Here is a 20,719-nt window from a genome sequence, read left to right on the forward strand (position 1 = left end):
GATGCCGCAGGCCTCCGACATGACCCCGCGGTTCGTCGATGCGATCCTGCGCTGGCGCGGCACGCCGGTGGTGGCGCGCGTCGCGCTGGCCTCGGCGTACCTGATCGGCGGCATCACCAAGCTCGCGGACTTCTCGGCCGCGGTGGCTGAGCAGGAACACTTCGGCCTCACCCCGGGCTGGTTGTGGGCCTCACTCGCCATCGCGGTCGAGCTTGTTGGCTCGGCGCTCGTGATCTCCGGCCGCCTGGTGTGGCTCGGCGCCGGCGGGCTCGGCGTCCTGACCGCCGTCGCGATGCTCACAGCCAACCGTTTCTGGGCGCTGGAGGGCGCGGCCCGCTTCGCCGCCTTCAACGCCTTCTTCGAACACCTCGGCCTGATCGGCGGCTTCGTCCTCGTGGCGGTGCTGGCCTGCCGGACAGCTTCCCCCTCCCGTTCATCCTGACCACCCCCAGCCGGAGCGTTTGCATCATGCGCCTGATTCCCGTCCTCGCCGCCGCCGTCGTCGCCGGCAGCCTCACCACCGCGCAGGCCCGCCCGGCCGCAGCGCCGGCCGTTGCCGTCGCGCCGCAATACGGCACGACCCATGTCTATGTCGCCCCAAGCGACCTCGACCGCTTCGTCGCGAGCTTCCTCGCCACCTTCGGCGGCCAGAGCACCAAGCAGGTCGTCGCCACCGTGACGCCGACGCCGAGCAGCACGACGTCGCAGCTGCTGCAGACGCCGGTCGGCACCGTGTCGCTGTTCGGCTTCAAGACGCCGATCCCCACCCCGTTCGGCGCCGAGCGCAACGGCTATCTCGTCAGCGACATCGACGCCGCGGTGAAATCGGCGCGCGCCGCCGGCGCCGACGTCATCGTCGAGACCTTCCCCGATCCGATCGGCCGCGACGTCGTGGTGCAGTGGCCGGGCGGGGTCAACATGCAGTTGTACTGGCACACGACCAAGCCGAACTACGCCGCATTCCAGACCGTGCCGGAGAACCGCATCTACGTGTCGCGCGAGCGCGCCGACGCCTTCGTGCGCAGCTTCCAGCGCTTCGCCCACGCCAAGGTGGTGTCCGACGACGCCCGCGCGCCGGGTGCCGAGATCGGCCGTCCCAAGGACACGTATCGCCGCATCCGCCTCGAAGCGGCGTTCGGCAAGTTCACGGTGCTCTCAACCGACGGCCATCTGCCCTACCCCTACGGCCGTGAGATGACCGGCTACGAGGTGACGAACCTCTCCGACACCCTCGACAAGGCCCGGGCCGCCGGCGTCACCGTGCTGGTCGAGCCCTACACGGCCGACCATCGCCAGGCCGCCGTGGTGCAGTTTCCCGGCGGCTACATCGCCGAGATCCATGCGGCGGTGAAGTGAGCCTCCGCGACGTGCCCTGCGCTCCTCATGGTGAGGAGCGCAGCACCGCTGCGCGTCTCGAACCATGAGGCCCGGACGCCGCGATGATCGAGCGCTGCCCGGCCCTCATCCTTCGAGACGGCGCGATGCGCCTCCTCAGGATGAGGAGGATCGTGGCGCGGCAGACACAGCAGCACGGTCGGCATTGTAGTAGAATGATCACGATGGGCAGCGGGACAAACAGACAATCGCGTCACACGCTGCGGCGATCATCCGCCGCGCGGTTCGGCGCTGTTGCTCTCGCCGCCGCGGCAGGCGCACTCGTTGCGCTCGCGCCGCCTTCCGCCCGCGCCAACGATGCCGCCACCGCCACACCGCAGCGCCCCGCGATCCAGAGCAACCGCTGGGAGGAGGACTGGTCGGTGCTCGCCGATCCGTCGCTGCGCAGCGAGCCGTTCGACGGCCTCAAATACATCCCGCTGATCCCGGGCGATCCGCACAGCTACGTGTCGTTCGGCATGAACCTGCGCGAGCGCTTCGAGAGCGTCAACGCGGCGGGCTTCGGCACCAGGGGGACGGCGGACGCCTATCTGCTGCAGCGGCTGCAGTTTCACGCCGACATCCATCTCAACGACAACTGGCAGATCTTCACCCAGATCGAGGACGTCCGCGCGTTCGGCAAGAATGTCATCACGCCGGTGGACCAGAACCCGCTCGACCTGCGGCTCGCCTTCGTCGCCTACACGCAGACTTTCGACGCCGGCACCTTCAAGGCGCGCGTCGGCCGCCAGGACTTCGCGTTCGACCTGCAGCGCTTCGTGTCGTCGCGCGACGGGCCCAATGTGCGGCAGTCGTTCGATGCGGTGTGGGCCGACTGGGAGAGCGGTCCGTGGCGTCTGCTCGGCTTCGTCAGCCGTCCGGTGCAGTACAATGATGCCGCGCCGTTCGACGACGTCTCCAACGACCACTTCCGCTTCTCGACCATCCGTCTCGAGCGCCATGTCCTCGGCACCAACGAGCTGTCGGCCTATTATGCGCTCTACCAGCGCGACAATGTCAGCTACCTCGACGCCCGCGGCAACGAGCGCCGCCATGCCTTCGACATCCGCTTCGCCGGCAAGTCCGCCAATATCGACTGGGATCTCGAGGCGATGGGCCAGACCGGCGCGGTCGGCGCCAGCGACATCCGCGCCTGGGCGCTCGGCGCCCGCACCGGCTATACCTTCTCCGACGTCACCTGGACGCCGCGGCTCGGCCTGCAGGCCGACGCCGCCTCCGGCGACGGCCATCCCGGTGACGGCAAGCTCGGCACCTTCAATCCGCTGTTTCCCAACGGCTACTATTTCACCCTCGCCGGCTTCACTGGCTACGCCAACCTGATCCATCTCAAGCCGTCGCTGACGGTGAAGCCGCTCGCGCGGCTGACGCTGATGGGCGCGGTCGGCCTGCAGTGGCGCCAGACCACCGCGGACGCGGTCTACATCCAGCCCAATGTGCCGGTCGCCGGCACCGCGGGGCGCGGCAGCGCGTGGTCCGGTGTCTACACCCAGCTGCGCGCCGACTACGCCTTCAACGCCAACCTGACCGGCGCGGTCGAGTTCGTCGACTTCCGCATCGGCGACACCCTCCGCCAGGCCGGCGGCCATGACAGCGACTATCTCGGCATCGAGCTGAAATACGGCTGGTAGATTAGCTGTCTCTGCGCGGCGGCCAGTCGCGGGGCGGGCCGCTCGCGACCTGCGGCCGGCGGATGACGGCGCGCGCGCCGGCGAGCCAGGCCTCGTTCTCCGACAGCGCCTTGTAGGCGAGCGCGAGCTGGCGGTACTCGTTGCGCTCCGGGCCGACCGGCAGCGCCCGCGCGCGGCGCGCGGCATCGACGGCCTTGAGACGCAACGCCACTGACCCGTCAAAAGGTATCGGCTCGGTCATTCGCCTGCAGGCACGTCACCTGCCTCCCTGATGAATTAAGTGCGATCGCCCGCCCGGTTCGTCAACATCCGACTGGCACGCTTTGCATCGCATCATGGAACCGGGCCGCCGGCCGCGTCCCCTGCCGGGGCGGCAAAGCCGGCTATACTCCCGCGCGATTCGAACCCTCGAGACCACCATGAACGCGACGCTGATTGCTGCCTGCCAGATGTTTCTTGTCCCGACCACGCTGCTGTTTGGCGCGCTCGGGGTCGCCAACACCCGCGGCCTGAAGCTGCTGATCTGCCTGCTCGGCGTCGCCACCTCGGGGCTGTGGATCTATCTCATCTGGTACTGGGGCACGCTCTCGATCATGGACCGCCGCGTCGCGCTGGGCCTGTCCGGCCTCTATGCGCTCGCCTGGGTCTTCACGCTGCTGGTGCAGGTGAAGAACATGGCCGCGCCCGGCTACGACCGCCGCTGACCCCGCGGCTCAGCGGCCCGTCAGCAGCGGCTTGCCGAACAGCGACGGGATGAGATCGTCGAGGAAGAACAGCATCTGCGCCCGAGCGCCGACGGTGCGGCCGGCCTGGGTATTGAGCGGGATCACCGCCTCCACTGCCGCCTGCCAGGTCACCGCGACATAGGAGATGCCGGGATTGACGGTGGCCGCCGTCTTCTGCCCGCGCGGACTGTCGAACGCGAACTCCACCAGCGGCACCCACTGGTTGAGCGGCTCCTCTTTCGGTGGCCCGCCGGTAAAGCGGCTGGTCAGGTAGAGCGTGCTGAATTCGACGGCGAAGCCCCAATGCAGAATGTCGACGTTGCCGACAATGGTCGGCCCGAGGGCGCCGGTCGTCGGATCGAGGCCGAGCGCCGGCGAGGTCGACGACAGCGGGTGCTCCAGCACGACACCGCCGGCGATGCCGAACGGCCGCAGCCAGCCGAGCTGGTCCGGCAGATCGCCGAACCCCTTGCCGAAGAAGATGCCGGGCTTGATGGTGTCGGTGGCGCCGGCGCCGATCCCCAGCGCCCCGGAGCGGCCGATGCCCCAGCCCAGCGACGCCGCGATCAACATCTCATGGGGATCGTTGCGATAGATTTCGCTCTTGATCGTGAGGCTGGTGGTGTCGAAGCCGGAACGACGGCTAACGCCCCAGTTGCGGGCCGCCGCGCCGCTGTCGACGGCGAACGCAACCGTCGGCGTCAGCAGGCGCAAGAACGACCAGTTGATGCGGTTGTCGATGACGTCTCCGCCTTCGCCGGGACGCTTGATGCTGGAGATGAGCGGGAGCACCGCCTCGTCGGCCACCGCCGGATCGTCGAACGTCAATGTGCCTGGAAAGAAGCGGTTGCCGGCAATGCCATGGGCATGCGCCGCGGTGGCGCTGACAAACAGCGCGACCGCGATCGCCGCCAGGCGTCGCGCATCGAACAGACCGGCTTTCCTCATCGACCCATCACTAATATAGGATACCCCCCTATATTATATAACCAGGACCGTTGCAATGCGGCGGAGCTTCGCGAGGGCCGGTCATACCGCTGCATCCACATGCAGTGGTTGCACGGCGACCGCGCAACACGTGCTGCATGTTTGTGCTGGCATGCCAGCGATCGCGCGCACTTGTGATGAATCGAAGTCGCCAACCCTTCATTAAGATCGCGCTATCATTGTGATCGGGTGATTCGTTCACGGAGCTTGCGCATGGACATTCAGCTGTCTCTCCCGACGCCCGTACCGGCCTTCATCGATCCGCGCCTTGTGCCTTCGATCAGCGACGATGAATGCATTGCCTGCCTCGCACAGGCGATCGCCGAGCATGACGACAACAAGCTGGCGGAGATCGCCCTGCTGATCGGACGCCTCGCCGTCGTCATCGAGTGACGACGCGGCGCGCGGGCGACACGGCTCACGGCGTTCGCCCGCACGGCCGATGACAGATCGCCTGCCGCCCGGCTGACGACCGTGCTTCGTGATGGCGTGTGGCTGCGGCTGCGGGCGGCATTTTGCGCGACGACCGCGAACGTCCCGCGACATTACAATTTCATTAAATCCGACATCGCCACACTTCTCGCCGGTTTCGTTCAGAGACTGTTCAGCGGACCGCGCGTTGAATGGTGCAGCTTCGACGATCATCGGTTGTGACGGTCGACGCGGCTGATCGCAGGGATCGTCGAGGGCACAAAGCCGCGTGGTCCGGAACATCCGGCGATCATCCGCAATCCCGCACCAATGCCACGCCCGGTCGCGAGCTGCCCGTCAACCGCCCTGCTCGAGGCCTGTTCATGACGACACCGCGTCGCGCTCTTCCCCTCCGCCTCGGCCTCCTCGTCACCGTCGCGCTGACGGTTGCCCTGCCAGCTCGCGCCGCCGATCTCAGCGCGCGCGATCTGGCGCTGCTCGACCGCCTGACTTTCGGCGTCACGCCGTCGAGCGCGGCGCAATTCCAGTCGATGGGCAGCGAGCAGTGGCTCGACCAGCAGCTGCATCCACCGGCCAACCTGCAGCCGGCACTGCCGGACGCGGTGAAGGCCCAGATCGAGGCGATGCCGGACGTCCACACGCTGCCGTTCGACATCGTGCTGGCGTTCGACCAGCAGGGCCGCACCGCCAACCAGATGACCGATCCCGACCAGAAGAAGGCGGCGCAGCAGGCGCTCCAGCAGGCGATGAGCGACCGCGCCCGCCAGGCGGCAGCGCGCACCATCTTGCGCGGGCTTTATGCGCCGGACCAGCTGCGCGAGCGCATGACCTGGTTCTGGTTCAACCACTTCAACGTCCACCAGTACAAGGCCAACCTGCGCGTCATGGTCGGCGACTATGTCGACAACGCCATCCGCCCGCATGCGCTCGGCCGCTTCCGCGACCTGCTCAGCGCCACGCTGCACCATCCGGCGATGCTGCGCTATCTCGACAACGCCGACAACGCCGTCGGCCACATCAACGAGAACTATGCCCGCGAGATCATGGAGCTGCACACCATGGGGGTCGGCTCCGGCTACAGCCAGGCCGATGTCGAGCAGCTCGCGCACATTCTCACCGGCGTCGGCATCGACCCGAAGCAGGAGGATCCCAACATCAAGCCGGAGCTGCGCTCGCAGCTGGTGCGCCAGGGCCTGTTCGAGTTCAACCCGATGCGCCATGACTACGGCGACAAAACGCTGCTCGGCCACGCCATCAAGGGCCGCGGCCTCGCCGAGGTCGATGAGGCCCTCGACATCCTCTGCCATCATCCGGCGACCGCGACACGGGTGTCGCAGAAGATCGCGACCTACTTCGTCGGCGACGCCCCGCCGCCGGCGCTGGTGCAGCGCATGGCGCAGACCTTCCAGAAGACCGACGGCGACATCGCCGCGGTGCTCGCCACCATGGTGCACGCGCCCGAGTTCATCGCCTCGCTGCAGCCCGGCGCCAAGTTCAAGGATCCGGTGCTCTATGTGATGTCGGCGGTGCGCCTCGCCTATGACCGCAAGCCGATCCTCAATACCGGCCCGGTCCAGAACTGGCTCAACCGCCTGTCGGAAGGCCTGTTCAACCACCAGACCCCGGACGGCTATCCGCTGACCGCGGCAGCCTGGAACGGCCCGGGACAGATGATGCTGCGCTTCGAGGTCGCCCGCCAGATCGGCTCCGGCTCCGCCGGCCTGTTCAAGCCGGAGGGGCCGAACACCACCGACCAGCCGGGCTTCCCGCTGCTGCAGAACGCGCTCTACTTCACCACGCTGCGCCACACGCTCAGCGCCACCACCATGGCCGCGCTCGACCAGGCGGTGTCGCCGCAGGACTGGAATACGCTGTTCCTGTCGTCGCCGGAGTTCATGCGATGAGCGTTCGTGCGATGACGAGCCACCTCGGCCTCATGGTTCGAGACGCGCTGACGCGCTCCTCACCATGAGGAAGGGCGAAACAACTTGGCAAGACGTCAGGACAAGGTGCGTCCCGGCACGAACCATCTCCTCATCCTGAGGAGCCCGCGCAGCGGGCGTCTCGAAGGATGAGGCCCGAACACCAAAGCCCGAGGCACCGCCTCGGCCTCATGGTTCGAGACGGCGCTTTGCGCCTCCTCACCATGAGGAGTGACGAACGACGACAAGACAACAACACGAGGAGCCGACCATGAACCGTCGTGATCTCATCAAGGCCTTCGCGGCGATGGCGCCGATGACCGTCGCCGGGCGGGTTTGGGCCGCGCCTGTCACCGACGCCCGCCTGCTGGTGGTGTTCCTACGCGGCGCCTATGACGCCGCCAATGTCGTGATCCCGATCTCCAGCGACTTCTACCGCGCCTCGCGGCCGACGCTGGCGATCGCCAAGCCCGATGTCGGCAACCCCAACGCGGCGCTGGCGCTCGACGCCGACTGGGGCCTGCACCCGATCCTGCGCGACACGCTGTACCCGATGTGGGGCAAACGCGAGATCGCCTTCATCCCGTTCGCCGGCACCGCCGACGATCTCAGCCGCAGCCATTTCGAGACCCAGGACACCATCGAGCTGGGCCAGGCGGTGGGCCATTCGCGCGACTACCGCTCCGGCTTCATGAGCCGCCTCGCCACCGAGCTGACGCGGGTCAAACCGATCGCCTTCACCGACCAGCTGCCGCTGACCTTCCGCGGCAAGGCGCAGATCCCCAACATCGGCATCAACGGCGTCGGCAAGCCCGGTATCGACGACCGCCAGGCGCGGCTGATCAAGAACATGTATGAGCACAGCGACCTGTCGAGCTCGGTGTCGGAAGGGTTTCGGGTGCGCGACGACGTCTACCGCGCGGTGTCCGAGGAGATGACCGCCGCCAACCGCGGCGCGGTGTCGCCGCGGGGCTTCGAGCTGTCGGCGCGGCGCATCGGCCGCCTGATGCGCGAGCAGTTCAATTTGGGCTTCGTCGACGTCGGCGGCTGGGACACCCATGTCAACCAGGGCGCCGCCAACGGCTACCTCGCCGACCGCCTCGGCGAGCTCGGCCGCGCGCTCGCCGGCTTCTCCGAGGAGATCGGCCCGGCCGGCTGGCGCGACACGGTGGTGGTGGTGATCTCCGAGTTCGGTCGCACCTTCCGCGAGAACGGCGACCATGGCACCGACCATGGCCATGGCAGCGTCTACTGGGTGCTGGGCGGCGGCATCAATGGCGGGCGCATTCTCGGCGAGCAGATCAAGGTCGAGCAGCCCAAGCTGTTCCAGAACCGCGACTACCCGGTGCTGACCGACTACCGCAGCTTCTTCTGCGGCCTGTTCCAGCGCATGTACGGCCTGGAGAAGCCGAGCCTGGAACGGATTTTCGCGTCGGTTCAGCCGACCGACCTCGGGCTGGTGTAGCCCGCCGGGATCTGCGGACCGCGTGTCCCCGCCCTCGTGGCGGGGATTTTTTTGCCCCGCTGGCCGCAGGGGGCGCACCAGGGTCCGGACCTGCGGAGGAAGACGGCAAAGGCCGGTCAGGCCGTCGCAGGGATCAGGATGCGGCGCCGGACGGGATGGGTCACATCGGATCGGGCCGCTATCGGCCCCTGACGGGCAGCGGGTCGGTTCGGAATGGGGGGATGAAGGAGAGGATCAGCCGCGGCGCGGGGCCGAGTTCTGGAACATGTCGTAGGCGTGGGCGAGGAAGATTCCGGCGCTAAGGAAACCACCACACATGGCAACGATCTGCAGCATCACTTACGTCCTTACGCCCGCCCCGGCTACTGAAGTCCACTTTCGCAAGGCCACCGCGCGTCGGCGGATCGAACCTTGCGCCTGCATGGCAAGCACGTAACGGCACGGGAGCCTGCACAGTCAACGACCGCCGCGCAGCGCTGCAGATTTCACGACGGCAGTGCGACATTCCTGCAACGAACGATGATCAATTGCGCCGACGGCAAGGCAGGAATCCGCCGCAAAAGCGGATGCGCGCGCAGGGCGCGCCGCCGCGTCGACATGATTGGCCTTAACGGAAACCTGAGGGCTGCGACTCGCAGGACCTGCGTCCGGCCGCCAGCCTGTCAGGACGAGCGTGCGCAGCCGTCGCCCAGGCTGCCCTGCAGCGCCCGTGCCTCTTCGGCGCTCCGGCACGGCACCGCGGTGAGCTTGCGCGGCACATGCCTGCCGTCGAGCAGCCGCTGGCCCTTGATCAGCAGCTTGGCGCAGCCGCCGTCGACCGGATAGACCCCGTACACCACATCCGCCGAACGCAGGATCGCCCGCAGCGCCTCGCCCGGATTCTCGGCGCTCAGGATCAGGTTCTCGTTGTCGGCGGCGATCTTCTGCAGCTCGGCATCGTCCATCGCGGAAGGTCCCAGGTCCTATGAAGTGGTCCAGACAAAATCTGCCGGCGGGAGCGTTGCGCTCCGGCGGCGGGCGGCACGTCCCCGGCAGCCATGCCGCAAACCTCTCCCGCGAATTTTCGCTGCCGTCTCCGGCTACCGGCGCATCCCTGTCATGCCGGCCGCCGCGCCGGCTTTCCGCAATCCGGGCGCCGCGATCCCCGGCCACCATGCGCCGGCGGCGTAACCCCTGTGTCCGGAGAGGATTTTTCCCGGCACGCGCCACCGCCCCCCGGCGCCTTATGACGCGCTGCGGGCGCGAGCCATTCCATGGCGCCGCCCCCCCCATGCGCGAGCGGACATGAACAGGACCGGCTTCGGCGGCCCCGGCCGCCGCGGATCCGCGATGCGCCCCGGGGAACCGAGCCCGGCCGGACCTGCCCCGAGGCCGCCGACCTCCACGCCACGGCCCGCGACGCCGCCGCCGATGCGCACGGCCCCCGGCAAGGATCGTCCGCGCGGCGGGCGTGGTAGGCTGGCGAATCATGATCCTGCCGGGAGCGGCACCCGATCCGAGGTCGGTGATAGAGGATGGCATCACCCCCACGCCTGTTCGGCAAACGCTACTCGATCCGCATTTATGTCGGGGCCTTCACGGCGGCATTTTTTGTGTCCGCGATGGCCCTCGCCGGCTGGCTCGCGTCCCAGTCGGTGACCAGTGCCCAGGAGCAGTTCAGGAAGGACCTCGAGCAGAAGGGCCGCGAGATCGTCGCCACCATCGAGCGCGAGATCATCAGCACGCAGAATGTCCTGATTGCGCTGTCGACGTCCCGTTCGCTGCAGAGCGGCGATCTCGAGCCGTTCCACCGTCAGGCAACGAAGATCGCACAGCAGCTCGACATCCAGATCGCGCTGCGCGACGCGCGGACCGGACAGCAGCTGATCAACACCGCCCTGCCCGCCACGGCGCTGCGGCTGCAGCCGATCGAGGTGCCCGCGGACCCGCTTCCGCTCGCCGCCGGCCGCCCCGAAATATCCGGCGTGATGTTCGATCCGCTGACACGGCGCTACCAGGTCGTGGTCGTCGTCCCCGTGCCGGACAGCAAGGCCGCCTATGCGCTGTGCGTCGGACTGCCGATCGAGCGGTTCGCCAGCCTGCTGCAGCTGCTGCAGCTGGAGGACGACTGGATCGTCACCGTCACCGACCAGACGGGCAACATCGTCGCGCGCTCGAAAAAGCAGGAGGAGTATGGCGGCAAGCGGGTGCCGCTCTATTCCGAGATCGCCGTGAACGAGACGCAGAGCGTCGCGGTCGGCAGGAATCTGGAAGGCATCCCGTTCCACTGGTTCAACCGCCGATCGCAGGTCTCCGGCTGGCGCATCTCGATCGGTGTCCCCGACCAGGCCATCAGGGCGCCGCTGCGCGAAGCGACCATCAGCCTCGGCCTCGTCGGCGGCGCCCTGCTGCTGATCAGTGTGTTGCTCGCCCGCCTGCTCGCGGGGCGCCTGCTGCAATCGTTCGGCACCCTCGGCATCGACCGCCAGCCGACGCGGGAAGAGTTCAGCTCGCTGTTCGAGCTCGCCCCGAACGGCGTCGTGGTGATCGACGGCAATGGGCTCATCGTGCTCAAGAACGCCCAGATGCGGGTCATGTTCGGCTATGACCAGGACGAGCTCGTCGGACAGCCGATCGAGATGCTGATTCCGGAGCGTCATCGCACAGTCCATGCCGAGCAGCGCGCCGCCTTCATTCGCGCATCACGGCCGCGCCTGATGGGAGTGGGCCGCCCGCTGAGCGGCCGTCACAAGAGCGGCAGCGAGTTTCCGGTGGAAATCAGCCTCAACCCGATCAGGACCCAGGCCGGGGACCTCGTCATCGCCACCATCGTCGACATCACCGCCCGGCGGCATGCCGAAGAGCGCCTCGCCGCCGTGCTCGCCGAACAGGACAGCCTGCGCCGACGGCTGATCCAGGCTGAGGAACAGGAGCGCCTGCGCCTCGCCCGCGAGCTGCACGACCAGACCGGCCAGGAGTTGACCGCAGCGATGCTGGCGCTGAAGGGGCTCGAGCCGTCGGTCAGCCGGTCCGGACTGCCGCGCATCGGCCAGCTCCAGGACCTGCTCGGCCGGATCGGAACGGCGCTGCATCGCGTCGCCCGGGACCTGCGTCCCATCCTGATCGACGATATCGACCCCGCGATCGCGCTCGCCGGCTATGTTTCGGAATGGGGCGGACAGGCCGGGGTTGCAGCCGACTTCCATTGCACCGACGGCACGCTCGACGAGATCGGCGAAGAAATCAGGAATGCGATCTATCGGATCATCCAGGAAGCGCTGTCCAACATTGCCAAGCACGCTTATGCCGATGCTGTCAGCGTCATCGTCAGCCGGGCGGGCGGACTGCTGCGCCTGACCATCGAGGACAATGGCTGCGGCTTCGACACCGCGACCGCCGGAAAGCGCGCGCGCGAGCAGTTCACCGGAGGCCTCGGCATCGCCGGCATGCGCGAGCGGGTCATCCTGCTCGGCGGCGACATCGAGATCGAGTCCGCGCCGGGAGCGGGCACGACCATTTTCGTGCGCATTCCGGTCGAGCCAGGAAAGGTGACCGCGTGAACAGGAAGGTCCGCATCGTTCTGTCCGACGACCACCCGATCGTGCTGGAGGGGCTGAGAAACCTGATCCGCGCCGAACGCGATCTCGATCTCGTCGGCGAAGCGAAGAGCGGCCTTGCCGCGCTGAAGCTGATCAGGGAGACCGAGCCGGATATCGCAGTCGTCGACATCTCCATGCCGGAGCTCAACGGCATCGCATTGAGCCGGCGCGTGATCGGCGAACTGCCGTCGGTCCGCGTCATCGTCCTGACGTCGCACGAGGACCAGGCACATGCCAGGCAGGCGCTCGAGATCGGGGTCCGCGGCTATGTCCTCAAGCGATCGGCTGCGGAAAAGCTCACCGGCGCAATCCGCGCGGTGGCGGTGGGCGGATTGTATCTCGATACCGCGATCGCCGACCGCGTGCTCAGTCCGGTGCTGAAGCCGGGAGCAGCGGGCCAGCTCGGCACCGCGATGCCGCAGCTGACCGACCGCGAGGCCGAGGTTCTCAAATTCATCGCGTTCGGGCTCTCCAACAAGGAGATTTCAGCCCAGCTCGGCATCGGCATCAAATCGGTCGAAACCTACAAGACCCGCGGCACGGACAAGCTCGGCCTGCGCACCCGCGCCGAGATCGTGCGCTATGCGGCCCGCCAGGGCTGGCTGAGCGAGCTCTGAACGTGGTTAACGAACCGTGAAGATGTCAGGAACATCCTGACATCTTCCGCGCGCGCGCCGTGCCAATTTCATCTCAGAATCTGCTGTTTATTCCGTCGGGTGGTTTGCCGGAAAGCCGCGGCCGACCAAACGGGGGGGACTGTTGATGAGCGAAGTTCTCGATCATATCGACTACGACTATGCGATCGCGGCGGCCGACCGTTCACTGAAGTGGATGTCGAAGCAGGCCGTGCCGCCGATCCCTCATAATTTCGAGGTCTGGTTCAACTATTCGACCGGCAGCGTGCCGGATCTCAACAAGACCATCGACATCCTGATCAATTCCAGGAAGCGCTTCGACGCCTCGACCAACCGCGACCTGTTTCAGACCTACATCCGGTCGCACGGCGATGCGGTCACCGGCGAAGTCTCCGCGCAGTTGCAGGCTGCCCTCGACACGGCGCGGACGCTGCTCGGCACCGCGATCACCGACAACCGCAGCCAGATCCATGCGCTCGGCGATGTCGCGACGCAGATCGAGCGCAGCGAAGACACGCGGGCCATCATCGCCAGCCTGATCAACGCGCTGTCGCGCGCGGCCACCAGGGCCGCCGCGCTGGAAGAGGATCTCACCCGCAGCTCCCAGGAGATCGAGCAGATCCGCGCCTCGCTGCAGCACGCCGAGGAGCGGGCAAGCACCGACGGACTGACAGGCCTCGCCAATCGCCGAACGCTCGACGATTTTCTCCGCAGCGCGCAAATCGCGGCGATGGAATACGGGCAGGATCTCAGCATTCTGCTGCTGGATATCGACCGCTTCAAATCCTTCAACGACCGTTTCGGGCATCAGGTCGGCGATCAGGTGCTGCGCCTGACGGCGGAGCTGCTCGGCCGCTTTACGGGGATCACCGACCTCGCGGCTCGCTACGGCGGCGAAGAACTGATTGCGGTGTTTACCGATACCGCGATCGAGGACTGCATGAAGCGGGCGGAGCGGCTGCGCTGCGCGATCGCGGATTGCCGCATCACGCGGCGCTCGACCGGCGAAGTGCTTCCGGGCATCACCGTCTCGATCGGCGTCGCCAGGTTCAGGCCCGGAGAGGCGATCGAGCAGACAATCGAGCGCTGTGACCGCGCGCTCTACCGCGCCAAGACGACCGGACGCAACCGCACCGTGATGGAGTTCGACGACGAGCCGGTTCCGGCCTGACCGCCACCACGCCCCTTCAGCCTCAATGAATGGATGCGAGCATGAAGAAGACGCCCAAAAATGCAGATGCTGTGCAGGACGGTTTCGGCCCTGCCGTGACGTCATGCGACGAAGACGCGCTGTTCGCCCTTCGGCTGGTGCAGGCCTTCCTGGCGATCCCCGATCAAGCCAGGCGCATGGAGCTGATCCTGCTGGCAGAGGCCATGAGCGCGGACAACACCTCACGGCAGCGCGCCCGCATGCGCTCCGCCGCAACGCGCACGCACTGAACGTCATCGCGACAGCGACATTCCGGAATGATGTCCTTCGCCAACCATCGCGAGCGCCAGTTGCTGCATCATCTGCGATCCGGCCGCTGGGCGTCGCTTCACAAGCTGCCTGTTCCGGCCGGCAAGCGCTTGCTGCTGTCGCTGTTGAACAAGGGCTGGATCGAGCGGCGTGACTCCGTTGCGCCCGCAGAGATCAGGCTGACGGGGCCCGGCTTCGACGCGCTTCGCGCTCCGGTACCACTGTGATGCCGGGCTATCAGGATCGCGATCCGCTCCCAGGACCGCGCGCGACACATCGTCGCACGCCGCCGATCAGAACGCGGCGCCGAGGCTGACGAACTTCGCTTTCACCGCCGCGCCGATGTTGGTGACCGACACAATGATCACGAGCGCGATGCCGGAGGCGATCAAGGCGTACTCGATCGCAGTCGCGCCCTTTTCATCGATCAAGAAACGTTTAATGAGCTTCGCCATGGCGGGAACAATGCGCCAGAGGACTGAACCCCGCGTAAATGCCTAGGTGAATTTCCGAACCAATGCGGTAAAAATTCGCTGGCGCGGCGACCTCGATCGCCGCTGCCTCGCCTGCTCGCTCTAACGGCTTGTTAGCCGGTCACGCCTAATCTTGATCAAGAGCGCCCTGCTGTCCTCCCGGGCGGCCGTGCGAACCGAGACGTGGGAAATGCCTGCAGAGCGAGCCGAGATCGATCGAGTCACGTTTTCACGTGGCATTACCGCGCATCTCATGGGAATCGACGGGACCTGGCGGCGCAACTGTGTCGTCGAGAGCATCTCGGACACCAATGCATCGCTGATCGTCGAAGGTTCCGTCGAAGGACTCAACCTCAAGGAGTTTTTTCTTCTTCTCTCGTCCACTGGTCTGGTCTATCGCCGCTGCGAGCTCGAGCGCCTCAACGGCGACCAGCTCGAGGTGCGCTTCCTCAAGCAGATGGCCGGCAAGAAGAAAAAGTCCTCGCAGCGCCAGGGCGCAGCCTACGCCGACGAATGACGGGCACGCCGCGCGGCGGCCTCAATGCGGGGCGCTGATCGCCGCGGCCATGATGCGCGCGGTCTCGTCGTAGTGGCGCCACAGTTCGGGATCGATCGGATTGGGCGCACCGAAATAGCCGTCGGGCGTCAGGCGCCGCGCGGCCTCGCCGCCGGTGCGCCAGGCCGCGAGATCTTCCAGCGTCAGTTGTGTCGGCGCGAGCTGACGCAGCGCCTCGATATCGACGGTCTCGGGATGGTAGCGCATGATCGCCGCCGTCTCGTACTCGTCGGCATGGACGCCGAGAATGCCGGTGACACGAAAGGCCTCCAGCCGCGGATCGTAGTCCCACGGCACCCACCACGGCTCCCTGCCGGTGTCGCCGAGGCGCTCGATCATCTTCCAGCGCACCGGCGTATAGAGCAGCCGCACGCCGGCATGGCCCTGCGCATGGACTTCGCGCAGCACCGCGAGGATCATCTCGTTGTGGGCGCGGTCGCCGTGATGGCTGACGATGTGGATCTCGGGGAAGCCGTTGGCGATCAGCGACGCGATGACGTCGGCGAGCAGCGCTTTCGCGGTCTCGGCGCGGATGCGGAACGAGCCCGTGAATTCGCCGAGCACCGCGTTGATGCCCCAGTAGTTGGGCGGCGCGATGATGGTCTCGCGGCCGGCCTCCGCCGCATAGCGCTGCGTCGCCTTGCACAGCGCCAGCGCGATGAAGGCGTCGGTGCCGACCGGCAGGTGCGGGCCATGGGCCTCGATCACGCCGACCGGCAGCAGCACCGCCGCCTTGCGCCGCGCCGCCGCCGCGACCGCAGTCGCCGTCATCTCGGCCATGGTGCCGGCCAGCAGGTTGTCGCTCATGAATACGTCTCCTCGCGCTTCGCGGTCTCCTCATGGTGAGGAGCGCGGCTTGCCGCGCGTCTCGAACCATGAGGCCAGTGACGCCTCGGCCTCATCCTTCGAGACGCCGCTTCGCGGCTCCTCAGGATGAGGAAGTAGTTCGTATCGCCATCGCTCACACCGCGATCCATTCATGCACCTTGCCGAAGTCCGCGAGCAGTGCCGCCGAGGCGCCCTGCAGCACGATGCGGCCGCGGTCGAGGACGATGGCGCGGTCGGACAGCCGCAGCACGTCCTCGGCGCGCTGCTCGACCAGCACCACCGCAAAGCCGAACTCGCTGCGCAGGCGCTTGAGCGTGTCTTCGAGCTCGTCGACGATCACCGGCGCGAGGCCCTCGAACGGCTCGTCGAGCAGCAGCAGGCGCGGATCCGTCATCAGCGTGCGGCCGATCGCCAGCATCTGCTGTTCGCCGCCGGACAGGCGGTCGCCGCCATTGCGCCGCCGCTCCCGCAGCCGCGGGAACAGGCGATAGATCGCCGCGAGGTCGAAGCGACCGCCGCGCCTGTGGGCGACCAGCAGGTTCTCCTCCACGGTCAGCGACGGAAAGATGTCGCGCTCCTGCGGCACCCAGCCGAGCCCGCGCCGCACCCGCTCGTTGGCCGGCAGGCGAACGATATCCTCGCCGGCGAAACGTAGCGCGCCGCCGAAGCGCCGGGCATGGGCCATCACCGCCAGCATCAACGTGGTCTTGCCGACGCCGTTGCGGCCGAGCACCGCGAGGCACTCGCCCTCGTCGACCGCAAGACTCATGTCGTCGAGCACCACGGCCTCGCCATAGCCCGCGGTGAGGTGTTCGATCTCAAGCAGCGGCATGGTGCCCCCTGCGGCCGAGATAGACCTCGCGCACGCGCTCGTCGGCCGAAATCTCCGCCGGCGTGCCCTCGGTCAGGACGCGGCCGGCGACCAGCACGGTGATGCGCTCGGCGAAGCGAAAGACCAGATTCATGTCGTGTTCGACGAACACCAGCGTCAGCTCACGCGGCAGCGCATGGATGCGCTCGAAGATCGCCTCGCTCTGCGCCGCCGGCACGCCGGCGGCGGGCTCGTCCAGCACCAGCACCCGCGGCTTCGTTGCCAGCGCCACCGCGATCTCCAACAGACGCTGCAGGCCGTAGGGCAGCGTCGCGACGATGCGCTCGGCATGGTCAGCGAGGTTGACGAAGGCGAGATGGCCGCGCGCCTCCTCGATTACGGCGCTGTCGCGCGCCGCGCGGCGCCAGAACGCGAACGTCTTGCGGTCGCGCTCGAAGATCGCGAGCATGACGTTGTCGAGCACGCTCAGGCCGCGGAACAGCTGGTTGATCTGGTAGGTGCGCGCCAGCCCAAGGCGGACGCGACCTGCCTCGCGCAGCCGCGTGACGTCGCGGCCGCCGAGATGGACACTGCCCGCGGTCGGCCGCAGGCCGCCAGTGAGCGCATGCACCAGCGTGGTCTTGCCGGCGCCGTTGGGGCCGATCAGGGCGTGGCGGCTGCCGGCGGCGATGCCGAGATCAACGCCGCCGACGGCGGTGAAGTTGCCGAAGCGCACGGTGAGGCCGCTGGCGGCGATGGCGTTCGTCGTATCCGTCGTCATCGCGCGCCTCCGAACCGCCGCCGCAGTGCACTGACGCCGACGGCGAGCGCGCCGGCAATGCCGCCGCGGATCACGAACACCGAAACCATCAGCACCAGGCCGAGACCGAGGTGCCAGTATTTCGGCGACACCGCGGACAGATAATCCTTGAGGAAGCCGAACGCCGCGGCACCGAGCACGACGCCGGGAATGCTGCCGGAGCCGCCGATGGTGGTCATCATCATCACCTCGGCGGAACGGTCGAAGCCGAGCATGTCGATGGAAGCAAAGCGCGTGGTCTGCGCCAGCACCGCCCCCGCGAGCCCGGCAATGGCGCCGGACAGCGTGTAGGCCATGGCGAGATGGCGCGCGACCGGCGCGCCGATCGCCGGCATGCGGCGGCTGTTCTCGCGAAGGCCCCTGAGCGCGAGGCCGAACGGCGACTGCGTCACCCGCCGCAGCAGCACGAACACCGCGACCAGCACGGCGAGCGCATAGAAGAACGCGGTGCGGCCGAGGAAATCGAACGAAAACAGCCCCAGCACCGGGCCGACCTCGAAATCCGGCATGCCGTCGGCGCCGCCGGTGAGCCAGCGCGCGCTGTTGGCGGCCTCGTAGAACAGGAAGCCGATGCCGAGCGTCACCAGCAGGCGGGTGAAGTCGTTGCCGCGCACCACGACGGGTGTCAGGACAAGCGCCACCACCGCGCTGAGCAAGGTCGCACCCGCAAGCCCGAGCAGCGGCTCGGCGATGCCGGCATGGGCCATGAGCGCGGCGGTGAAGGCGCCGATGCCGAAGAATGCCGCGTGGCCCAGCGACACGATGCCGGCATGGCCCTGCAGCAGGTCGTAGGACAGCGCGAAGATGGCGAGAATGCAGAGATTGCCGAGCAGCAGCAGGTAATCCGGCAGCAGGAGATAGGCGATCACGGCGGCGGCGAGCAGCAGCCAGCCGAGGCCGGCGGAGGGCAGCGTCTTCATGCGCGTCGCCCCGCAAGGCCGGTCGGGAATGCGATCATCATGATCACCAGAAGCCCATAGATCACGAACGAGCCGACCTCCGGCCAGAGATACTTGAACACCGCATCGATGACGCCAAGGCCAAGGGCGGCGAGCACCGAGCCGCCGATCGAGCCGGGGCCGCCGATCGCCACCACCATCAGCACGATGGTGAGGTACTTGAACGGAAACGTCGGATCGAGGCCGAGGAAGCCGACCGACAGCGCGCCGCCGAGGCCGGCGAGCCCGGCGCCGAGGCCGAACGCCACCGCGAACAGGCGGTCGACATTGATGCCGATGCCCTCGGCCGTGCGGCGGCTGTCGACGGCGGCGCGGATGCGCGCGCCGAACAGCGTGCGGTTGAACAGCAGGAACAACGCGGCGGTCGCGAGCAGGCCCGCCAGCACCAGGAACACGCGATAGCCGCCGATGTGCAGGCCGAACAGGTCAACCGGCTGCGTCAGCCAGTCCGGCAGCAGCATCGCCTGCTGCTGCGGACCGAACAGGATGGTGGCGACGGCGCTCGCAGCGAAGGCGAGCCCGATCGAGAACAGCACCTGCTGCAGCGCCGGCATGGCGTAGACATGCCGGATCACCGTGCGCTCGGCGGCGATGCCGATCAGCGCGGTGACAGCAAACGCCAGCGGCAAGGTCAGGAGGAACGGCACGCCACCGCGGCCCAGCGCCAGAGCAGCGACATAGCCCCCGCACATGGCGAACGCGCCATGGGCGAGGTTGATGAAGCGCATCAGCCCCAGCGTCACCGACAGGCCGACCGAGAACAACAGCAGCAGCATGCCGTAGGCGACGCCATCGGCGATGACGGAGATCAGGCCGCTCATTACTTCGCGGGGTCCTTGACGTCCTCGATGGTGTCGATGGCGAGGTTGCGCCAGGCGCCGTCCTTCAGCTGGCCCTGGCGGATGTAGATGTTCTGGACGACGTCGCGGGTGGCGGGATCGATGGTCATCGGGCCGCGTGGGCTGTCGACGGTCATGCCCTTGAACGCCTCCATCAGCGCAGCGGCGTCGAGGTTGCCCTTGGTCTTCTCAACCGCTTTGTAGATCATCGCGGTGGCGTCATAGCCCTGCACCACGCGGTAGCTCGGGACCGCGGCCGGGCCGAACATCTCGCGAAAGCCCTTGAGGAACTCGGCATTGGCGCGGTTCTCGATATCGACCTGGTAGTGCAGCGTCGAGATCACGCCGTCGACCGCGTCGCCCATCGCCGGCAGCAGGTTGTCGTCGACGACGTCGCCAGTGACCAGCAGCTTGATGCCGGCCTTGGTCAATCCGCGCTCCCTGGCAGACTTCATGAATGCCACCGAGACGTCACCGCCGGGATTGAAGGCAAACACCGCGTCGGGCTTGGCCTCCATGGCGCGCTGCAGGAATGGCGCATACTCCATGGCGCTGACCGGCGTGCGGGCATCGCCGATCACCTTGCCGCCGCGCGCCTCGAAACTCTGCTTGAACCAGGTCTCGGCGTCGATGCCCGGCGCGTAGTCGGAGACGATGGTGTAGGCGGTCTTGATGCCGTTGCGCGCCGCCCAGCGGCCGAGCGAGGCCGCGAGCTGCGGCAGGGTGAAGGACGCGCGCACGAAGTACGGCGACTTCTCGGTGATGACTGACGTCGCGGCGTTGACGATCACCGCCGGCTTCTTCGCCTCCGTCAGCAGCGACGCCGCCGCCATGGCGTTGGGCGTGAAGCTGTAGCCGAGGATGACATCGGCCTTGTTGCGGACGATCAGCTCCTGGGTCAGCCTCCGGGCGAGATCGCCGGAGCCGGGGCCCTGGTCGTCACGCACCACCGTCTCGACGGTGAGCCCGGCGACCGTGGTGCCGTGCAGCTTCTGGTACAGCTTGATGCCGTTCTCGTAATGCTGGCCCTGGTCGGCGAAGGCGCCGGACATCGGCAGCACCACGCCGATGGTCAGCTTGCCGTCCGCGGCGCGGGACGCCGCCGGCGCCAGCACCGCGAGCAGCGCCGCGAGGCCAGCGGCCGCCCTCCCCCTGAAACCCCACCCACCGCGCAAGCCTGGCATCGACATGTCTCCTGATTGGCAGG

General features: G+C 67.5%; 23 protein-coding genes. 13 read left to right on the plus strand and 10 right to left on the minus strand.

Annotated elements, in window-relative coordinates:
* The first annotated feature begins 1 nt into the window (after position 1).
* The 3 genes from AB4Z37_RS08090 (at position 2) to AB4Z37_RS08100 (ending at position 3,023) form a co-directional block, all read left to right on the plus strand.
* A complete protein-coding gene (locus AB4Z37_RS08090) occupies positions 2 to 442 on the plus strand; it encodes a DoxX family protein (RefSeq protein WP_441516193.1) in 441 nt (146 codons plus the stop codon).
* A 26-nt stretch (positions 443 to 468) separates the two neighbouring features.
* A complete protein-coding gene (locus AB4Z37_RS08095; RefSeq protein ID WP_441516194.1) occupies positions 469 to 1,356 on the plus strand; it encodes a glyoxalase in 888 nt (295 codons plus the stop codon).
* A gap of 203 nt (positions 1,357 to 1,559) precedes the next feature.
* The gene (locus tag AB4Z37_RS08100; protein WP_441516195.1) at positions 1,560 to 3,023 is read left to right on the plus strand and encodes an alginate export family protein; all 1,464 of its coding nucleotides are present in this window, start codon (positions 1,560 to 1,562) and stop codon (positions 3,021 to 3,023) included.
* A 1-nt stretch (position 3,024) separates the two neighbouring features.
* Here the strand turns inward: AB4Z37_RS08100 and AB4Z37_RS08105 are convergent, their stop codons facing one another.
* Complete coding sequence (locus tag AB4Z37_RS08105; protein WP_441516196.1) at positions 3,025 to 3,234, minus strand: hypothetical protein; 210 nt, start codon at positions 3,232 to 3,234, stop codon at positions 3,025 to 3,027.
* A 208-nt stretch (positions 3,235 to 3,442) separates the two neighbouring features.
* Here AB4Z37_RS08105 and AB4Z37_RS08110 point away from each other — a divergent pair, with 208 nt between their 5' ends.
* The gene (locus AB4Z37_RS08110) at positions 3,443 to 3,727 is read left to right on the plus strand and encodes a hypothetical protein (protein WP_441516197.1); all 285 of its coding nucleotides are present in this window, start codon (positions 3,443 to 3,445) and stop codon (positions 3,725 to 3,727) included.
* A gap of 9 nt (positions 3,728 to 3,736) precedes the next feature.
* Here AB4Z37_RS08110 and AB4Z37_RS08115 read toward each other — a convergent pair whose 3' ends face one another.
* Positions 3,737 to 4,696 carry a hypothetical protein gene (locus tag AB4Z37_RS08115; protein WP_441516198.1) on the minus strand — a complete coding sequence of 320 codons (960 nt, stop codon included), beginning with the start codon at positions 4,694 to 4,696 and terminating at the stop codon, positions 3,737 to 3,739.
* Positions 4,697 to 4,948: 252 nt separating this feature from the next.
* On the opposite strand from AB4Z37_RS08115, the gene AB4Z37_RS08120 reads away from it, so the two are divergent.
* The 3 genes from AB4Z37_RS08120 to AB4Z37_RS08130 all read left to right on the plus strand — a co-directional run bounded on the left by AB4Z37_RS08120 (position 4,949) and on the right by AB4Z37_RS08130 (position 8,554).
* A complete protein-coding gene (locus AB4Z37_RS08120; RefSeq protein WP_441516199.1) occupies positions 4,949 to 5,128 on the plus strand; it encodes a hypothetical protein in 180 nt (59 codons plus the stop codon).
* A gap of 401 nt (positions 5,129 to 5,529) precedes the next feature.
* Positions 5,530 to 7,071: a DUF1800 domain-containing protein gene (locus AB4Z37_RS08125; protein ID WP_441516200.1), complete on the plus strand. Its 1,542-nt coding sequence runs from the start codon at positions 5,530 to 5,532 to the stop codon at positions 7,069 to 7,071.
* 289 nt (positions 7,072 to 7,360) lie between these two features.
* Positions 7,361 to 8,554, plus strand: coding sequence for a DUF1501 domain-containing protein (locus tag AB4Z37_RS08130; RefSeq protein WP_441516201.1), 1,194 nt, complete (start codon positions 7,361 to 7,363; stop codon positions 8,552 to 8,554).
* Positions 8,555 to 9,216: 662 nt separating this feature from the next.
* Here AB4Z37_RS08130 and AB4Z37_RS08135 read toward each other — a convergent pair.
* A complete protein-coding gene (locus tag AB4Z37_RS08135) occupies positions 9,217 to 9,498 on the minus strand; it encodes a hypothetical protein (protein WP_441516202.1) in 282 nt (93 codons plus the stop codon).
* Between the two features lie 570 nt (positions 9,499 to 10,068).
* Between AB4Z37_RS08135 and AB4Z37_RS08140 the strand changes: the two genes are divergently transcribed.
* The 5 genes from AB4Z37_RS08140 (at position 10,069) to AB4Z37_RS08160 (ending at position 14,453) form a co-directional block, all read left to right on the plus strand.
* Positions 10,069 to 12,093, plus strand: a complete 2,025-nt coding sequence (locus AB4Z37_RS08140; RefSeq protein ID WP_441516203.1) for a PAS domain S-box protein — start codon at positions 10,069 to 10,071, stop codon at positions 12,091 to 12,093.
* On the plus strand, positions 12,090 to 12,749 hold the full coding sequence (locus AB4Z37_RS08145) for a response regulator transcription factor (protein ID WP_441516204.1): 660 nt from the start codon (positions 12,090 to 12,092) through the stop codon (positions 12,747 to 12,749). Before AB4Z37_RS08140 ends, AB4Z37_RS08145 begins: the two co-directional genes overlap by 4 nt.
* 214 nt (positions 12,750 to 12,963) lie before the next feature.
* Positions 12,964 to 13,938 (plus strand): GGDEF domain-containing protein, encoded by a 975-nt coding sequence (locus AB4Z37_RS08150; protein ID WP_441516471.1) that lies wholly within the window; start codon positions 12,964 to 12,966, stop codon positions 13,936 to 13,938.
* 41 nt (positions 13,939 to 13,979) lie between these two features.
* Positions 13,980 to 14,207: a hypothetical protein gene (locus AB4Z37_RS08155; RefSeq protein ID WP_441516205.1), complete on the plus strand. Its 228-nt coding sequence runs from the start codon at positions 13,980 to 13,982 to the stop codon at positions 14,205 to 14,207.
* A gap of 27 nt (positions 14,208 to 14,234) precedes the next feature.
* The gene (locus tag AB4Z37_RS08160; protein ID WP_441516206.1) at positions 14,235 to 14,453 is read left to right on the plus strand and encodes a hypothetical protein; all 219 of its coding nucleotides are present in this window, start codon (positions 14,235 to 14,237) and stop codon (positions 14,451 to 14,453) included.
* Positions 14,454 to 14,519: 66 nt separating this feature from the next.
* Here the strand turns inward: AB4Z37_RS08160 and AB4Z37_RS08165 are convergent, their stop codons facing one another.
* Positions 14,520 to 14,681, minus strand: coding sequence for a Flp family type IVb pilin (locus AB4Z37_RS08165; RefSeq protein WP_441516207.1), 162 nt, complete (start codon positions 14,679 to 14,681; stop codon positions 14,520 to 14,522).
* A 208-nt stretch (positions 14,682 to 14,889) separates the two neighbouring features.
* On the opposite strand from AB4Z37_RS08165, the gene AB4Z37_RS08170 reads away from it, so the two are divergent.
* The gene (locus AB4Z37_RS08170) at positions 14,890 to 15,216 is read left to right on the plus strand and encodes a PilZ domain-containing protein (protein ID WP_441516472.1); all 327 of its coding nucleotides are present in this window, start codon (positions 14,890 to 14,892) and stop codon (positions 15,214 to 15,216) included.
* A 21-nt stretch (positions 15,217 to 15,237) separates the two neighbouring features.
* Here the strand turns inward: AB4Z37_RS08170 and AB4Z37_RS08175 are convergent, their stop codons facing one another.
* The 6 genes from AB4Z37_RS08175 to AB4Z37_RS08200 form a co-directional block, all read right to left on the minus strand.
* A complete protein-coding gene (locus tag AB4Z37_RS08175) occupies positions 15,238 to 16,062 on the minus strand; it encodes a creatininase family protein (protein WP_441516208.1) in 825 nt (274 codons plus the stop codon).
* Positions 16,063 to 16,216: 154 nt separating this feature from the next.
* Positions 16,217 to 16,915, minus strand: coding sequence for an ABC transporter ATP-binding protein (locus AB4Z37_RS08180; RefSeq protein WP_441516209.1), 699 nt, complete (start codon positions 16,913 to 16,915; stop codon positions 16,217 to 16,219).
* Positions 16,902 to 17,675 carry an ABC transporter ATP-binding protein gene (locus tag AB4Z37_RS08185; protein ID WP_441516210.1) on the minus strand — a complete coding sequence of 258 codons (774 nt, stop codon included), beginning with the start codon at positions 17,673 to 17,675 and terminating at the stop codon, positions 16,902 to 16,904. Before AB4Z37_RS08185 ends, AB4Z37_RS08180 begins: the two co-directional genes overlap by 14 nt.
* Positions 17,672 to 18,634 (minus strand): branched-chain amino acid ABC transporter permease, encoded by a 963-nt coding sequence (locus AB4Z37_RS08190; RefSeq protein WP_441516211.1) that lies wholly within the window; start codon positions 18,632 to 18,634, stop codon positions 17,672 to 17,674. Before AB4Z37_RS08190 ends, AB4Z37_RS08185 begins: the two co-directional genes overlap by 4 nt.
* Positions 18,631 to 19,494 (minus strand): branched-chain amino acid ABC transporter permease, encoded by an 864-nt coding sequence (locus tag AB4Z37_RS08195; protein WP_441516212.1) that lies wholly within the window; start codon positions 19,492 to 19,494, stop codon positions 18,631 to 18,633. Before AB4Z37_RS08195 ends, AB4Z37_RS08190 begins: the two co-directional genes overlap by 4 nt.
* A complete protein-coding gene (locus AB4Z37_RS08200; protein ID WP_441516213.1) occupies positions 19,494 to 20,696 on the minus strand; it encodes an ABC transporter substrate-binding protein in 1,203 nt (400 codons plus the stop codon). Before AB4Z37_RS08200 ends, AB4Z37_RS08195 begins: the two co-directional genes overlap by 1 nt.
* Positions 20,697 to 20,719 lie beyond the last annotated feature (23 nt).

This window comes from Bradyrhizobium sp. 2TAF24 (assembly GCF_052115025.1).
Taxonomy (GTDB): Bacteria; Pseudomonadota; Alphaproteobacteria; order Rhizobiales; family Xanthobacteraceae; genus Bradyrhizobium_A.

Bases quoted from the DNA above. Each gene is read 5' to 3' on its own strand.
- AB4Z37_RS08115 (WP_441516198.1), bottom strand. From the start codon at position 4,696: ATGAGGAAAGCCGGTCTGTTCGATGCGCGACGCCTGGCGGCGATCGCG.
- AB4Z37_RS08170 (WP_441516472.1), top strand. From the start codon at position 14,890: ATGCCTGCAGAGCGAGCCGAGATCGATCGAGTCACGTTTTCACGTGGC.
- AB4Z37_RS08180 (WP_441516209.1), bottom strand. From the start codon at position 16,915: ATGCCGCTGCTTGAGATCGAACACCTCACCGCGGGCTATGGCGAGGCC.
- AB4Z37_RS08175 (WP_441516208.1), bottom strand. From the start codon at position 16,062: ATGAGCGACAACCTGCTGGCCGGCACCATGGCCGAGATGACGGCGACT.
- AB4Z37_RS08090 (WP_441516193.1), top strand. From the start codon at position 2: ATGCCGCAGGCCTCCGACATGACCCCGCGGTTCGTCGATGCGATCCTG.
- AB4Z37_RS08195 (WP_441516212.1), bottom strand. From the start codon at position 19,494: ATGAGCGGCCTGATCTCCGTCATCGCCGATGGCGTCGCCTACGGCATG.
- AB4Z37_RS08125 (WP_441516200.1), top strand. From the start codon at position 5,530: ATGACGACACCGCGTCGCGCTCTTCCCCTCCGCCTCGGCCTCCTCGTC.
- AB4Z37_RS08200 (WP_441516213.1), bottom strand. From the start codon at position 20,696: ATGCCAGGCTTGCGCGGTGGGTGGGGTTTCAGGGGGAGGGCGGCCGCT.
- AB4Z37_RS08150 (WP_441516471.1), top strand. From the start codon at position 12,964: ATGTCGAAGCAGGCCGTGCCGCCGATCCCTCATAATTTCGAGGTCTGG.
- AB4Z37_RS08155 (WP_441516205.1), top strand. From the start codon at position 13,980: ATGAAGAAGACGCCCAAAAATGCAGATGCTGTGCAGGACGGTTTCGGC.
- AB4Z37_RS08130 (WP_441516201.1), top strand. From the start codon at position 7,361: ATGAACCGTCGTGATCTCATCAAGGCCTTCGCGGCGATGGCGCCGATG.
- AB4Z37_RS08110 (WP_441516197.1), top strand. From the start codon at position 3,443: ATGAACGCGACGCTGATTGCTGCCTGCCAGATGTTTCTTGTCCCGACC.
- AB4Z37_RS08135 (WP_441516202.1), bottom strand. From the start codon at position 9,498: ATGGACGATGCCGAGCTGCAGAAGATCGCCGCCGACAACGAGAACCTG.
- AB4Z37_RS08095 (WP_441516194.1), top strand. From the start codon at position 469: ATGCGCCTGATTCCCGTCCTCGCCGCCGCCGTCGTCGCCGGCAGCCTC.
- AB4Z37_RS08140 (WP_441516203.1), top strand. From the start codon at position 10,069: ATGGCATCACCCCCACGCCTGTTCGGCAAACGCTACTCGATCCGCATT.
- AB4Z37_RS08190 (WP_441516211.1), bottom strand. From the start codon at position 18,634: ATGAAGACGCTGCCCTCCGCCGGCCTCGGCTGGCTGCTGCTCGCCGCC.
- AB4Z37_RS08120 (WP_441516199.1), top strand. From the start codon at position 4,949: ATGGACATTCAGCTGTCTCTCCCGACGCCCGTACCGGCCTTCATCGAT.
- AB4Z37_RS08100 (WP_441516195.1), top strand. From the start codon at position 1,560: ATGGGCAGCGGGACAAACAGACAATCGCGTCACACGCTGCGGCGATCA.
- AB4Z37_RS08165 (WP_441516207.1), bottom strand. From the start codon at position 14,681: ATGGCGAAGCTCATTAAACGTTTCTTGATCGATGAAAAGGGCGCGACT.
- AB4Z37_RS08160 (WP_441516206.1), top strand. From the start codon at position 14,235: ATGATGTCCTTCGCCAACCATCGCGAGCGCCAGTTGCTGCATCATCTG.
- AB4Z37_RS08185 (WP_441516210.1), bottom strand. From the start codon at position 17,675: ATGACGACGGATACGACGAACGCCATCGCCGCCAGCGGCCTCACCGTG.